General features: G+C 63.0%; 14 protein-coding genes. 10 read left to right on the top strand and 4 right to left on the bottom strand.

Features of this window, described 5'->3' with window-relative positions:
- Nucleotides 1-295 precede the first annotated feature (295 nt).
- Genes L598_RS11880 through L598_RS11865 form a run of 4 tightly spaced genes read right to left on the bottom strand, consistent with a single transcriptional unit; the run spans nucleotide 296 to nucleotide 3,443 of the window.
- Nucleotides 296-1,069 (bottom strand): SDR family oxidoreductase, encoded by a 774-nt coding sequence (locus tag L598_RS11880; protein WP_144862736.1) that lies wholly within the window; start codon nucleotides 1,067-1,069, stop codon nucleotides 296-298.
- On the bottom strand, nucleotides 1,066-2,112 hold the full coding sequence (locus L598_RS11875; RefSeq protein ID WP_144862735.1) for a phosphotransferase family protein: 1,047 nt from the start codon (nucleotides 2,110-2,112) through the stop codon (nucleotides 1,066-1,068). Before L598_RS11875 ends, L598_RS11880 begins: the two co-directional genes overlap by 4 nt.
- The gene (locus tag L598_RS11870) at nucleotides 2,109-2,597 is read right to left on the bottom strand and encodes a MaoC family dehydratase (protein WP_144862734.1); all 489 of its coding nucleotides are present in this window, start codon (nucleotides 2,595-2,597) and stop codon (nucleotides 2,109-2,111) included. Before L598_RS11870 ends, L598_RS11875 begins: the two co-directional genes overlap by 4 nt.
- Before the next feature lie 30 nt (nucleotides 2,598-2,627).
- Nucleotides 2,628-3,443: an SDR family oxidoreductase gene (locus tag L598_RS11865; RefSeq protein ID WP_144862733.1), complete on the bottom strand. Its 816-nt coding sequence runs from the start codon at nucleotides 3,441-3,443 to the stop codon at nucleotides 2,628-2,630.
- Between the two features lie 144 nt (nucleotides 3,444-3,587).
- Between L598_RS11865 and L598_RS11860 the strand changes: the two genes are divergently transcribed.
- The 10 genes from L598_RS11860 to L598_RS11815 all read left to right on the top strand — a co-directional run bounded on the left by L598_RS11860 (nucleotide 3,588) and on the right by L598_RS11815 (nucleotide 14,266).
- On the top strand, nucleotides 3,588-4,232 hold the full coding sequence (locus tag L598_RS11860; protein WP_144862732.1) for a TetR/AcrR family transcriptional regulator: 645 nt from the start codon (nucleotides 3,588-3,590) through the stop codon (nucleotides 4,230-4,232).
- Nucleotides 4,229-5,470, top strand: coding sequence for an acyl-CoA dehydrogenase family protein (locus tag L598_RS11855; protein WP_144862731.1), 1,242 nt, complete (start codon nucleotides 4,229-4,231; stop codon nucleotides 5,468-5,470). Before L598_RS11860 ends, L598_RS11855 begins: the two co-directional genes overlap by 4 nt.
- A complete protein-coding gene (locus L598_RS11850) occupies nucleotides 5,470-6,438 on the top strand; it encodes an NADPH:quinone oxidoreductase family protein (protein WP_144862730.1) in 969 nt (322 codons plus the stop codon). The genes L598_RS11855 and L598_RS11850 overlap by 1 nt, the downstream gene beginning before the upstream one ends.
- 10 nt (nucleotides 6,439-6,448) lie before the next feature.
- On the top strand, nucleotides 6,449-7,480 hold the full coding sequence (locus L598_RS11845) for a zinc-binding dehydrogenase (RefSeq protein ID WP_144862741.1): 1,032 nt from the start codon (nucleotides 6,449-6,451) through the stop codon (nucleotides 7,478-7,480).
- Nucleotides 7,481-7,579: 99 nt separating this feature from the next.
- The gene (locus tag L598_RS11840) at nucleotides 7,580-8,455 is read left to right on the top strand and encodes a branched-chain amino acid ABC transporter permease (RefSeq protein ID WP_144862729.1); all 876 of its coding nucleotides are present in this window, start codon (nucleotides 7,580-7,582) and stop codon (nucleotides 8,453-8,455) included.
- A gap of 3 nt (nucleotides 8,456-8,458) precedes the next feature.
- Nucleotides 8,459-9,559, top strand: coding sequence for a branched-chain amino acid ABC transporter permease (locus tag L598_RS11835; RefSeq protein ID WP_144862728.1), 1,101 nt, complete (start codon nucleotides 8,459-8,461; stop codon nucleotides 9,557-9,559).
- A complete protein-coding gene (locus L598_RS11830) occupies nucleotides 9,556-10,344 on the top strand; it encodes an ABC transporter ATP-binding protein (protein WP_144862727.1) in 789 nt (262 codons plus the stop codon). Before L598_RS11835 ends, L598_RS11830 begins: the two co-directional genes overlap by 4 nt.
- The gene (locus tag L598_RS11825) at nucleotides 10,344-11,150 is read left to right on the top strand and encodes an ABC transporter ATP-binding protein (protein WP_246658729.1); all 807 of its coding nucleotides are present in this window, start codon (nucleotides 10,344-10,346) and stop codon (nucleotides 11,148-11,150) included. Before L598_RS11830 ends, L598_RS11825 begins: the two co-directional genes overlap by 1 nt.
- Nucleotides 11,141-13,054 carry a long-chain fatty acid--CoA ligase gene (locus L598_RS11820; RefSeq protein ID WP_246658728.1) on the top strand — a complete coding sequence of 638 codons (1,914 nt, stop codon included), beginning with the start codon at nucleotides 11,141-11,143 and terminating at the stop codon, nucleotides 13,052-13,054. The genes L598_RS11825 and L598_RS11820 overlap by 10 nt, the downstream gene beginning before the upstream one ends.
- 48 nt (nucleotides 13,055-13,102) lie before the next feature.
- Nucleotides 13,103-14,266: an ABC transporter substrate-binding protein gene (locus L598_RS11815; RefSeq protein WP_144862726.1), complete on the top strand. Its 1,164-nt coding sequence runs from the start codon at nucleotides 13,103-13,105 to the stop codon at nucleotides 14,264-14,266.
- Nucleotides 14,267-14,334 lie beyond the last annotated feature (68 nt).

Genomic DNA, 14,334 nt, shown 5'->3' with positions numbered 1-14,334 from the left:
CGTAGTACCGGGAGGGGAACCCTTGGACGGAACCTCCCCGGCCCCGCCTTACGAGGGCAGGACGGAGGCGCCGGTCCCTTTCCCGCGGGACCGCCGTCGCGACCCGCTTTCCCGCGGAAAGGGATGGGGCAAGGATAGCGCAGGTTAGGAAGGCGGGGATGAAATGGTGAATGGGGAGTAGTGAATGGTGAAGGGCGACAATGGCTTGGCGCGGAGAGGGCGAAGAATCTATCCCCGCGCGTGTTCCTTCACCGCCTGTTGAATGGAGACAGAGAGGAGCGGCTGCACCTCTAATTCAGATCGCGGTGATGCCGCCGTCGGCGGCGAGCGTCTGGCCTGTCATGAAGCTGTTTTTCGGATCGGCGGCAAAAAGGATCACTTCGACAATCTCTTCCACCTCGGCGAGCCGTTTCATTGGCACACCGCGCGTCAGGTCGGCTTCGGCTGCGGCGTTGTCCGGAGCCAGCTTCAACGTGCCCGTCACCATGGCCGTGCGGGCGAAGGAGGGGCAGACGGCGTTCACGCGGATGCCCTTGGTGGCATATTCCGCCGCCGCGGAACGGGTCAGGCCGACGACGCCGTGCTTGGCCGCCGCATAGGCCGCAAGCCGCGGCGCGCCGGCAATGCCGGCGACGGAGGCGATGTTGACGATCGCTCCGCCGCGCGATCCTTCGCGATGCTGGCGCTCCATCACCGGCAATTGATGCTTCATGGCGTAGAATACGCCGAGCAGGTCCACCTCAAGGATGCGCCGCGCCTCCTCGGAAGGAATGAGAGGGAGTTTCACGAAATTCTGCGCGATGCCGGCATTGTTGACGGCGATATCGAGCCGGCCGAATTTCTCCAGCGCCAGCTTCACCAGATTCTCCGAAAGGCTTTCCCTGGCGATGTCGCCGGCCAGTGTCGCCGTCTCGGCTTCCAGCGAGGCCGCCAGGGTTTCAAGCGGCTCGGGACTGATGTCGGACAGGACAAGGCGTGCTCCCTCGGCGGCGAAACGCGCGGCCGCCCGGCTGCCGAAGCCGCCACATGCCCCCGTCACCAATACGGTAAGTCCGTCGAAGCGTTTCATCGCATCCTCGATCCTTTCCCGTCGATCAGCTCACCGGCGAGCCCGGCAAGCAGCTTTACCGCTTCCCCATAGGTCTTTGCCTTTTCCGGGTTCGACGCGTTGCCGTCCAGGGCGCGCTTGTAGACGCCCTGGCAGATCGCGGCGAGGCGGAAGAAGGAGAAAGCAAGATAGAAGGTCCAGTTGCCGATCGCGGCAATTCCGCGCCGCGCGCAATAGCTTTCGACATAGGCCTCCTCGGAGGGAAGACCGATGGCTGACCGGTCGATGCCGCCCAGCCCCTTGAAGCCGGAACTGTGCGGCAGGCGCCACTGCATGCATTGATAGGCGACGTCGGCAAAGGGATGACCGAGGGTGGAAAGCTCCCAATCCAGCACCGCCGCGACTTTGGGCCTGTCCGGCGCGAAGATCATGTTGTCGAGCCGGTAATCGCCATGGACGAGCGACACGCGCCCGTCGTCCGGCGGCATATGCTCCTCCAGCCAGGCGATCAGCCGGTCCATGTCGGGCACGGTCTCCGTCTCGGAGGCGCGGTACTGGCTCGYCCAGCGCGAGAACTGACGTTCGAAATAGCTGCCCGGCTTGCCGAAATCCGCAAGGCCCGCCTTTTCGATATCCACGTCGTGAAGGGCGGCCAGCGTTTCGTTCATGGCGTCGTAGATGGCGGTGCGCTCGTCATTGCTTCCAACCTCCGGCAGGGCCGGATCCCAGAAGATGCGGCCCTCCACGAGGCCCATGACATAGAACATGCGGCCGATGGGGGAATCCTCCGGCGACAGATGCAGGACGGGCGGCACGGGAACCGGCGTGTCGGCAAGCGCCTGCATGACGCGGAATTCGCGATCCACCTGATGCGCCGATTTCAGCAGCTCGCCCGGCGGCTTGGCGCGCAGCACGTAACGGCCGCTTTTCGCCTTCAGGAGATAGGTCGGGTTCGACTGGCCGGAACTGAATTTCTCGATTACCTCGAGGCCGGAGAAGCCTTCCACATGGGTTTCGAGATAGGGGCCGAGTGTGGCCGCGTCGAGCCTGTTGGGATCCTTCATGCGGTTTCTTCCCCGGCACGGTCGGGCATGGCGAGCGTCAGCCAGCGGGCGGTCAGTGCCGGCTTCAGGAAATTCTCGATCTCGACCGTCACGTCATAGCCGATCTCGACGATGCCGGAAGGGCGCAGGTTGAATTTGGCCAGAACGAAACGGGCGCGGATGCGGGCGCCCGACTTGACCGGCGCCAGGAAGCGCACCTTGTCGAAGCCGAAATTGACCCCCATTGCCGCGCCTTCGACCCGCGGCACTGCCTCGAAGACCATGGCGGACAGAAGAGAAAGCGACAGGAAGCCATGGGCGATCGTGCCGCCGAATTGCGTCTCGCGCGCCGCCCTTTCAGGGTCCGTATGGATGAATTGATGATCGTCGGTCGCCTCGGCGAACTGGTCGATCATCCGCTGCGAGACGACGCGCCATCCTGACACGCCGATCTCCTTGCCGACCAGCGCCTTTGCCTCGTCTATCGTAACGGTTCTGTCGTTCAAAGACCCTGCTCCGTCCCGGTGCCCGACAGGTCAGTCCTTGAACAGCTTCATCCCGTGCTGCACCGACTGACCCCCATCGAGCGGAAGTATTGCGCCGGTCACATAGCTGCCGGCCCGGCTGCACAGATACAGTGTTGCTCCCGCGATGTCATCCGGAGCGCCGATCCGCCCCATCGGTACCCGGCTGCCGATCCTGGCAGCCTGTTCGTCGGTCTTGGTGGCGAAGGCCGTCATGCGGCTCTGGAAGGGGCCGGGCGCGAAAGCGTTGACGGTGATGCGCCTTTCGGCAAGTTCGATGGCGAGGGTGCGCGTCAGATGGTGAACGGCAGCCTTCGAGGCCGTATAGGAATAGGCACCGTCGGCGATCGGCTGCGTTCCCATGACGGAGCCCAGATTGATGATGCGGGCCGGGTCTTCATGGCTGGCGGCTTTTTCAAGCAGCGGAACGAGCTCGCGCGTCAAATGGAAGAGACCGGTGACATTGACGTTCAGCACGCGCGCCCAGGCGTGATAGGGAAAGGTCTCGAAGGGCTCGCCCCAGCTCACGCCGGCATTGTTGATGAGGATATGGAGCTTGTCCGTGCGCTTCTTGACCTCCCCGGCAAGCGCCAGCACGCCTTCCTCGGAACTCACGTCGCCGGCAAAGCCCTCCGCCTTTCCGGCACCACCCAGCGCGTTCAGCTCCTCGGCCGTCTTTTCGCATTCGGCACCCTTGCGTGAGGCGATCATGACATTCGCGCCCGCCTGGATCAGCCCGGTCGCGGCCATACGTCCAATGCCGGTGGCGGCTCCGGTGACAAGCGCCGTCTTGCCGGCGACAGAAAACAGTTCGTCCAGATAGCTCATGAAATCACTCCTCCCGCGACAATCGGCACGGCGCGCACATTGACAACATACCCGGTAGTATGTTCATCATTCCATGGTCCGTAAAGCCCCGCCGGTGGATCGACAAGAATAATAGCCGGCGAAGACGGGAGGAGGGTTTTCCGCATGACGCTCGACGTCCGGGAGCACAATCTGGACAGTTCGCGCCTGGACATATTGCGGGCGGCGGCGACATGCTTCATGGAGCGCGGCTATGCGGCGGCTTCCATCGACGAAGTGGCGCGCAGCCTTGGCGCAACCAAGGGCCGCATCTACCATCATTATCCGTCCAAGGCCGATCTGTTCGCGGATGTCTTCCGCACCGGCATGGACATGAATTACGAAGCGATCGCGCCTTATCGCGATCTGGCCGGTCCGGCCCTGCCGCGCTGGCGGCGCATGGCCTTCGCCCATGTCATGCAGATGATCACCACCAGAGCGTTCCAGCGCGCGGTATGGATCGGGGTGGAAATGCATCTGCGCGGTGCCACCACGCCGGAGCAGCGCACCGTCTTCAACGAACTGATCGCCTACCGGTCGGCCTATGGGGACGTCTTCCGCGAGACCCTCAGGCAAGGCCGGGCTGAAGGCGTGTTTTTCTACGAGGACCTGAGCATCACCAACCAGCTCATGTTCATGACGCTGAATTCGCCCATCTTCTGGTATAGCCCGCGTTCGGGAGAGACCCTGGCCGACATAGAGCATCTGGCCACGCAGGTTGTCGATTTCGCAGAGGGGGGGCTCGTCACCAGGAAGGAACAGGCAGCATGACGGAAATGAATCTCGGCATGACCGAGCGGCTGAAGCCGATCCACGAAAAGGTCGCGCGCATGGTGCGCGAGGAGATCATGCCGCTCGACCAGGAATTCCTGGGCGAGGTCGGCAAGAGCGGCGACCGCTGGAGCTACACGCCGCGCCAGACCGAGATTCTGGAAGGGCTGAAGGCCAAGGCGCGCGAACGCGGATTGTGGAATTTCTGGCTTACCGGCTCCGAGCGCGGCTACGGGCTTTCGACCGTGGAATATGCCTATCTCGCCGAGGAGATGGGCAAGGCGCATCTGGGGGCCGAGACCTTCAACTGCTCCGCGCCCGATACGGGCAATATGGAGGTTCTGGAGCGTTTCGGCTCGCCCGAGCACAAGAAGAAATGGCTGGAGCCGCTGCTCGAGGGGAAGATCCGTTCGGCCTATCTGATGACCGAGCCAGACGTTGCCTCGTCGGACGCCACCAACATCTCCATGCGCTGCGAACGAGACGGCGACGGCTATGTGCTGAACGGCGAGAAATGGTGGTCATCGGGCGCCGGCGACCCGCGCTGCGCCATCTACATCACCATGGTGAAGACCGGCGGCGACGACATGCCGAAGCACCAGCGGCACTCGATGATCCTGGTGCCGGCCGACACGCCGGGCATCACCAAGCTGCGGGCGATGAAAGTCTATGGCGACGACGACGCGCCGCACGGGCATCTGCATCTGAAATTCGAGAATGTGCGCGTACCCGCCGAAAACCTGATCCTTGGCGAAGGGAAGGGCTTCGAGATCGCGCAGGGGCGGCTCGGGCCGGGCCGCATCCACCACTGCATGCGCGCCATCGGCCAGGCGGAAATGGCGCTGGAGCTGATGTGCAAGCGGGCGCTGCGCCGCGAGGCCTTCGGCAAGCCGCTCGCCCAGCTCGGCGCCAATTACGACATCATCGCCGAATGCCGCATGGAGATCGAGATGGCGCGGCTTCTGTGCCTCAAGGCGGCCTGGATGATGGACCAGGGCGATCCGCGGGCGGCCGCCCCCTGGATCAGCCAGATCAAGGTGGTGGCGCCGCGTGTCGCGCTCAAGGTTGCCGACGAGGCGATCCAGATGCATGGCGGGCAGGGCATCAGCCAGGACACGCCGCTGGCGCGCGCCTGGACGCATCTGCGCACCCTGCGGCTGGCCGACGGCCCCGATGCGGTCCATCGCCGGCAGGTCGCCCGCGCCGAACTGAAGAAATATACGCAAGAGAAGGTCTGATGAAGGCAATCGTCGCTCGCGATTTCGCTCCGCTCGACAAGCTCGAATATGCCGACTGGCCGGAGCCGGAGGCGAAGGGCGATGCGGTCGTGATCGGGGCGGAGGCCATCGGTGTCAACTATCCCGACGGCCTGCTCGTGCAGGGGCTCTATCAGATGCGGCCCGAAACCCCCTTCGTGCCCGGCATGGAAGTGGCTGGCAAGGTGCTGGCGGTCGGCGACAAGGTGGCGAGCGTCAAGCCAGGCGATCGCGTCGCCGCGCTGATGACCCATGGAGCCTATGCCGAAAAGGTGGCCGTGCCGGAAGCGACAGTGATGAAGCTGCCCGACGGCATAGGCAATGAGGATGCCTGCGCCCTGATATGCGGCTACGGCACGGCGCATCACGCGCTGAAGCAGCGCGGCGAGCTGAAGCCCGGCGAGACGCTCTGCGTGCTGGGCGCTTCGGGCGCGACCGGCGTGGCTGCCGTGCAGATCGGCAAGGCCATGGGCGCGAAGGTGATCGGCGTCGCCTCGACGGAGGAGAAGCGCCGGGTCGCCGGGGAAGCGGGTGCGGATATAGTCATCGGCTACGAGAACCTCAAGGACGAGCTGAAGCGCCTGACGGACGGCAAGGGCGTCGATGTCGCCTTCGATCCGGTCGGCGGCGAGTCCTTCGACGCGCTTTCGCGTTCCATGGGGTGGAAGGGAAGGCTGCTGATTATCGGTTTCGCTTCCGGAACGATCCCCAAATTCTCGGTCAATCTGGCGCTCGTCAAGGGCTTCAGCCTTGTCGGCGTGTTCTGGGGCTCATTCACCCAGCGGGAGCCGGAAGTCTATGCCGAGAATATGAAGGAGCTGATCGGCTGGCATATTGCGGGCAAGGTGAAGCCGGTGATCGAAGGAACCTATCCGCTGGCACAGGCGCCGGAAGTGCTGAAACGCGTTCTCGGGCGCGGCGCCACCGGCAAGCTGATACTGAAACCGTGAGCCGCCGATGATGACCGGAACCATGCGCGCCCTGATCCAGAAACATGACGGCTATGCCACACGGCATTCGGGCACCGTGCTGGAAGCCATGGAACCCTATGTGGAAGAGGCGCAGGTCCCGATGCCGGAGCCCGGCCCGAGCCAGGTGCTGATCAAGATCAGGATCGCCGCCGTCAATCCATCCGATGTCATGTTCGTCAAAGGCCTTTATGGCCAGCCGCGCCGCAAGGGCCAGCCTGCCGGCTTCGAAGGTGTGGGGGACGTGGTCTCGGCGGGCAGCGAGGCCGGACAGGCCCTGGTCGGCAAGCGCGTCGCATTCACCGTCGGGCTGACCGGCTGGGGCTCGTGGGCGGAATATGCCGTGGCCGAGGCGGCAGCCTGCATTCCGCTTGTCGAAGGCGTGCGCGACGAGGACGGGGCGGCACTGATCGTCAACCCGATCACCGCTCTCGCCATGTTCGACATCGTGCGCGAGGAGGGTCAGAAGTCCTTCATCCTGACGGCCGGTGCAAGCCAGCTCTGCAAGCTGATGATCGGCGTGGCAAAGGACGAAGGCTTCCGGCCCATAGCTGTGGTGCGCCGTGACGAGCAGATACCGCTTCTCGAAAGGCTCGGCGCCGCGCATGTGCTCAACAGCGAGGCGCCGGACTTTTCCCAGCGCATGGCCGCGCTCTGCAAGGAGGAGGAGCCGCGCATCCTGCTCGACGCGACCACCGGCCCGGTCGCCTCGGAGATATTCCATTCCATGCGCCATGGCGCGCGCTGGATCATCTATGGCCGGCTCGATCCGGCCGGGACGGTCATCCGCGAGCCCGGCCAGATGATCTTCATGCGCAAGCGGATCGAAGGCTTCTGGCTGGTGGAATGGATCCGCCAGGTGCCAACCGAAAGGAAGGTGCAGGCCTTCACCGAGGCGCAGAAGCGTTTTTCGGACGGGCGCTGGAAAACGGATGTAACGGCCATGGTATCGCTTGAGGAGGCGATGGCGCGCGTGCCGGAGGAATTGGCAAAGCCGAACGGAAAGGTGTTTATACGCCCTTAAAAGGGCGCAGGGAGGAGCGCCTTGTCCTTTGGGCGGGGTGCAATAAGGTAGGCTCGAAAGCCGGCACAAGACCGGCCGGGAACGTGGGAGGAATGCGTCTTGGACGTATTGCAGCTCTTTGTCAGCGGCCTTGCGAATGGCTGCGTGTACGGGCTGATCGCGCTTGGCTTCGTGCTCATCTACAAGGCAACCGAGGCGGTGAATTTCGCGCAGGGCGATTTCATGATGCTCGGCGCCTTCATCTGCCTCGGCCTGACCAATCCGCAATTCATGGATCTGCCGTTCTGGTTCTCGGTGCCGGTCGCGATCCTGATCATGGGAGTCTTCGGCTACCTGGTGGACATGGTCGTGCTCAGGCGGATGTTCGGCCAGTCGCAGGTGGCCGTCATCATCCTGACGATCGCGCTCGGCTTCGTGCTGCGTTTCGCGGCGGGAGTGATCTGGGGGCATGAACCGATCTCCCTGCGCACGCCCATGGCCGGCGAATATGTGCGCTTCGGAGGGCTGGTGCTTGGCCTGAGCGAGGTGATGGTCATCATCGTGACCTTCCTGCTCACGCTTGTCCTCTATGTCTATTTCAACCGCACGAAACTCGGCGTCGCCATGCAGGCGGCCTCGCAGAACCAGCTCGCAGCATACTACATGGGCATCCCCGTCAAGCGGCTGCATTCGCTGATCTGGGGGCTCGCGGGCATGGTGGCCGCCGTGGCCGGCATCCTCTTCGCCTCCAAGGGCTCCATCGAACCGTCTATCGGCCTGCTGGGAATCAAGGCTTTTGCGGCCGCCGTGATCGGCGGGTTCGGCAGTCTGCCCGGCGCGCTGCTCGGCGGCATCATCGTCGGGCTGATCGAACCCTTCGCCTCCTATTACATCGCCGCCGGCTATTCGCAGATCACGCCGTATCTGCTGCTCTTCCTGATCCTCGTCTTCCGGCCGCACGGCATCCTGGCCCAGATCCACAGCAAGAAGGTCTGAGCCATGCGGATGATCTTCAAGACCTCCTACGACGCAGACATCAATCTCTTCCGCGACCGCGAGCAGGGCTTCTGGTACATGACGCTGCTCGTCCTGTCGCTGATCCTGCCCTTCCTGCTCGACACCTTCTGGCTCGGCGAGATCACCAATGTGCTGATCTGGGCGATCGCCGGCATGGGGCTGATGATCCTTGTCGGCCAGACGGGACAGGCGAGCCTCGGGCACGCGGCCTTCCTGGCGGTCGGCTGCTACGCGAATGTGCTCCTGCAGGACCCGGTGGGCCTTCCCTTCATCCTATCCTTCCCGCTGGCGGGGCTCATCGCAGGGCTTGCCGGAATGCTGATCGCGCTGCCGATGACGCGGCTGCACGGCGTCTATCTGGCGATCGGCACGCTGGCGATCGCCATCCTCACGGAGGACCTGATCGTGATCGCGGAGCCGCTGACCAGCGGCGTCATGGGGCTCGTGGCGCCGACGATCAATATTTTCGGCCTCGAATTCGACCGCTACGGCACGCCTGGCCGCTTCTACTGGCTGGTGCTTGCCATCGCGATCCTGATGGTGCTTGCTTATCGCAACATCCTGCGCACGCCGCTCGGGCGGTCCTTTGCCGCCATTCGCGACTCGGAGGTCTCGGCGCGCGCGATGGGCGTCAATGTGGCGTGGACGAAGGCAATCTCCTTCGGCATCTCCAGCACCATCACGGGTCTTGCCGGCGCGCTGATGGGGCATTTCGCGGGCATCTTCAACAACGAGACCTTCAACATCATCATCTCGATCCAGCTCCTGCTGATGATCGTGATCGGTGGTCTCGGCTCCATTCACGGCGCATTCTTCGGGGCGATCATCGTGGCCTTGATGCCCCAGACCATCGCCATTCTGCGGGATACGGCCGGCAGCGTCTTCGGCGGCGGGTCGGTGGCGATACCGGGGCTGGAATCGGCGATCTTCGGCGCGATCCTCATCCTCTTCATCCTGTTCGAGCCGATGGGGATCTATGGCCGCTGGGTCAAGATACGCACCTATTTCCAGCTCTTCCCCTTCTATCGCCGCGACATGTTCCGCCGGCAGAAAAGCTACCTGAAGACGGAGCGCATGCGATGAAGGCCTTGCTAGAGATCGACAATGTCACGCTGCGCTTCGGCGGGGTCGTCGCCGTCAACAAGGTCTCCTTCTCCGTCGAGGAGGGCGAGGTCTTTGCGCTGGTCGGGCCGAACGGGGCCGGCAAGTCGACCCTCTTCAACCTTGTCTCGCGCTTCTACGACCCCGTGGAAGGCGACATCCGCTTCGCAGGCGAGAGCATACTGGACCGCAGGCCGCACGAGATTGCCCGCCTTGGTATCGCCCGTACATTCCAGAACATCGAGCTGTTCGAGCAGGCGACGGTGCTGCAGAATCTGCTGGTCGGGCGGCATCGTCACAGGCAAGGAAGTTTTGCCGGGCAGATACTGTTCACGCCCTTCGTCCGCAAAGAGGAACGACGGCACCGCGAGGCGGTCGAGAAGGTGATCGATTTCCTCGATCTCCAGCCCTATCGCGAAAAATACATCGCCGGCCTGCCCTATGGCGTGCGCAAGGTGGTCGAGCTGGGCCGCGCGCTGGCGATCGAGCCGCGGCTTCTCCTGCTCGACGAACCGGCTTCGGGCCTTTCGGTGGAGGAGACGCAGGACGTCGCGTTCTGGATCGAGGATATCCGCAAACAGATGGGCATCACCGTGCTCATGGTCGAGCATGACATGCATCTCGTCTCGTCAGTATCCGACCGGGTGCTGGCGCTGGCGGACGGCAAGATGCTTTCGCTCGGCACGCCGCAGGAAGTGCAGAACGATCCGGCAGTGATCGAGGCCTATATAGGCACTTCGGACGAGCATGAAAGGGTGGTGGCCTGATGCTGATGCAGGAGGAAAGGCCGGCGCAGGCCGACACGTCCGTGATTCTGACGGTCAGGAACCTGGAATCCTATTACGGGCCGATCATGGCGATCCGCGGCGTAAGCCTGGAAGTGCGCGAGGGGCAGATTGTCAGCGTGCTTGGCGCCAATGGCGCCGGCAAGACGACGCTTCTAAAGACGATCTCCGGCGTGATGGACCCGGAAAAGGGCGAAATTCTCTATCAGGGCCGCGATATCGCGGGCTTCGATCCCGACAAGATCGTGCGCATGGGCATCGTCCATGTGCCGGAAGGGCGCGAGGTGTTTCCGCTGCTCACGGTGGAGGAGAACCTGAAGATGGGCGCCTATGTGCGCTCCGACGCCGACGGTATCCGTCAGGATCAGGAGATGGTCTATTCCTATTTCCCGATCCTTGCCGAAAGGCGGCGTCAGGCAGCGGGCACGCTTTCAGGCGGGCAGCAGCAGATGCTGGCGATCGGACGCGGGCTGATGGCGCGGCCGAAGCTGATGCTGCTTGACGAGCCGAGCCTCGGCCTGTCGCCCCGGCTGGTGAAGGAGATCTTCACCATCATACGCCGGCTGAACCGCGAGCAGGGGGTGACGATGATGCTGGTCGAGCAGAATGCCAAGGTGGCGCTGGAAGTCGCCGACTACGGATATGTGATGGAACTCGGCCGCATGGTGATGGCGAACGATGCTCGGCGGCTGATGGAATCCAAGGACGTGCAGGAATTCTATCTTGGCGTCCAGCAGGAGACGCAGCGCGGCCAGAAGCGCTGGAAGCAGAAGAAGACATGGCGATGACGGTGGAGGATGGCATGACGATTGCCAGGCAGCTTCCCCCGCAGCAGACGGTGGGCGGGCACAGCTTCAATGCCGATCTGGCCACCGGCCCATTCTATTTCGACGGCTGCGACACGCTGGTGAAGCTCTTCCGCGAACGCTGCCGCAAGCTCGGGCAAAAGGTGGCGCATCGCGAGAAGGATTATGGAATCTGGCTTTCCTATACCTGGGACGACTTTTACGAACATGCCCGCCTGATCGGCCTCGGGCTCCTGTCGCTGGGACTAAAGCGCGGCGAGGTGGTCTCGATCCTTTCGGAGGACAACAAGGAATGGATCTATGCCGATCTCGGCGTGCAGTCTGTGGGCGGGATCGCTTCCGGCGTCTATCCGACCGACTCGGCGAGCCAGCTTGCCTATCTGGTCAACGATTCCGACAGCCGCTTTCTTTTCGTGGAGAATGACGAGCAACTCGACAAATTTCTCTCGGTCCAGAACGAGATGCCGGGGCTTGCCAAGGTCATCGTCTTCGACCGCGACGGGCTGTTCGACTTTTCGCATGAAAGGGTGCTCTTCCTCGACGACCTCTACCGGATCGGCCGCGAGTTCCTGAAGGAGAACCCGAACCGCTTCGATGAGGAGATCGCCAGATCGGAGCCGCAGGATACCGCCATCCTCGTTTATACTTCCGGCACGACCGGGCCGCCGAAAGGGGCGATGATCAGCCATGAGAACATTATCGTTTCCATCATCGGCGGGGTGCTGACCCTGCCGGTGCGGGCCGACGACGAGCAGGTCTGTTTCCTGCCGCTCTGCCACATCCTCGAAAGGCTGATATCGGTCTTCCTCCCGATCGGCATGGAATCGACGGTCAATTTCGCCGAAAGCCCGGAAACCGTGTTCGACAATGTGCGCGAGGTGAGCCCGCATGTCTTCACGGCGGTGCCGCGGGTCTGGGAAAAGATCTATTCGCGCATCACGATCATGGCCGGCGAGGCGACCCCGCTCGGCCGCTGGGCCTATCGGCGCGCCGTGGCGGCTGGCATGGCGAGAGCGCAATATCTGGAGGAGGGGCGAGAGGTGCCTTTCGGCACACGCCTTGCCCATGCCTTCTGGGACCGGATGGTGCTCAGGAACATGCGCCAGATGCTCGGCTTTGACCGGTTGCGCCGCGGCACGACAGGTGCGGCGCCGATCTCACCGGACCTGCTCAAGTGGTTCAAGGCGATCGGGGTGACGATCCTCGAAGGCTACGGCATGACGGAGAGCTCCGGCGTCATCTCGGTCAACACGCTGACGGATTGCAAGACCGGCAGCATAGGCAAAGTGGTGCCGGGAGCGGAGGCAAGAATCGGCCCCGACGGGGAAATCCTCTATCGTGGCCCGAATGTCTTCAAGGGCTACTGGGGCAAGCCGGACAAGAGCGCGGAAGCGATCGACCCGGAGGGCTGGCTTCATACCGGTGATGTGGGGCGCATCGACAATGAAGGCTTTCTCTTCATCACCGGCCGAGCCAAGGACATCATCATCACCGCCGGCGGCAAGAACATAACCCCCGCCGAGATCGAGAACCGGCTGAAATTCTCGCCCTACATATCCGATGCCGTCGTTCTGGGAGACCGGAGGAACTACCTCACCTGCCTGATCATGATCGATCAGGAGAATGTCGAGAAATTCGCCCAGGACAACCGCGTGCCCTTCAGCGATTTCCGCTCGCTCTGCCAGGCGAAGGAGGTGCGGGAGCTGATCGCAGGGGTCGTGGAGGAGACGAACAGGGAGTTTGCCCGCGTGGAACAGATAAAGGATTTCCGCTTGATCGATGTGCTGCTCACCGCGGAGGACGAGGAGCTGACGGCCACGATGAAGCTGAAACGCAGCTTCGTGGAGAAGAAGCACAAGAAGCTGATAGACGAGATGTACGGGTAGGGGGCAGGTCCCGCCGTCGCTCGAATGGTGCAACCGGAGGAAACGCACATGAAACATGCAGTCAGGACTTCCTTGCTTGCCCTTGCCGCTGCCGTGGGAATGACGGGCGCGGCGCACGCCCAGCAGGGCGTGACCGATACCGAGATCGTCATCGGCTCGAACGGCGACCTTTCAGGCATTTTCGCCGCCTTCAACGTGCAGGCCATCAAGGCGGCACAGCGCTATTTCGACCAGGTCAACGAAAAGGGCGGCGTGCACGGCCGCAAGATCAGGTTCATCGCCGAGGACCACGGCTACCAGGTGCCCAAGGCGGTGCAGAACTTCAACAAGCTGATCAATTCGGACAAGGTGTTCGCGATGATCCTCAATCTTGGAACGCCGCACAACATCGCGGGCTTCAAGATGATGGAGCCGAAGAAGATCGCCAATGTGTCTCCCCTGACGGCTGCGCGGCAGATGATCGAGGGCGACATAACCTACAAATATCTTGGCACCTCTACCTATTACGACCAGGTGAAAGCGGCCGTGGCGCTTCTTGCCGAGGAGAAGGACGCCAAGGAGATCTGCGCCATGTATATCCCGTCCGATTTCGGGCTCGAGGTCGAGGAGGCGGCCAAGGATCAGGCGGAGGCCTTGGGCCTGACCTTTGCCGCCGAGACCACGCACAAGCCGGACGAGCAGGATTTCGTCGGCTCGATCACCAAGCTGCGTGATGCGGGCTGCGATATCGTGGCGACCGGCCTCGGCGTACGCCAGACGATCGTCGCCATCGGTACGGCCAAGAAGCTCGGCTGGGAGGATGTCTCCTTCCTCGGCTCCTCGGCGGCCTTCAACACGGCGGTCGCCAAGGTTCCGGGCGGCGTGACCGAAGGCTACTATGCCGGCGCTGGCTGGTCCGACCTCGAAGCGCGGCTGGACGAGAACGAGGAACTGAAAGCCTGGGCAGAAGACTACAAGAAGACCTTCAACGAGGATCCCGGAACCGCCGCGCAGCTCGGATACGGCGCTGCCGCGCTTCTCGTGGCGGGCCTCGAGGCGGCCGGTCCCGACCTGACGCCGGAAAGCTTCCAGAAAGGGATGGAATCGCTGTCCTTCTACGACCCGGTCATGGATGTCGAGGTCAAATACGGCCCGGATGACCACAAGGGCGGCGACCTGATCGTGATCTCTCAGGTCCAGGATGGCATGTGGCGGGAAGTCGCGCGCAAATAACGCGCAAATAAGACGGCGAAACGTCGAAGGCCGCGCGGGCATGATCCGCGCGGCTTTTTTGTGGCGAT

It is taken from the genome of Mesorhizobium sp. J18 (genome assembly GCF_007829525.1).
Classification (GTDB): domain Bacteria; phylum Pseudomonadota; class Alphaproteobacteria; order Rhizobiales; family Rhizobiaceae; genus VLJP01.
Note: the sequence above shows the minus strand (reverse complement) of the source record. Positions and strands in the feature narration are given on the sequence as shown.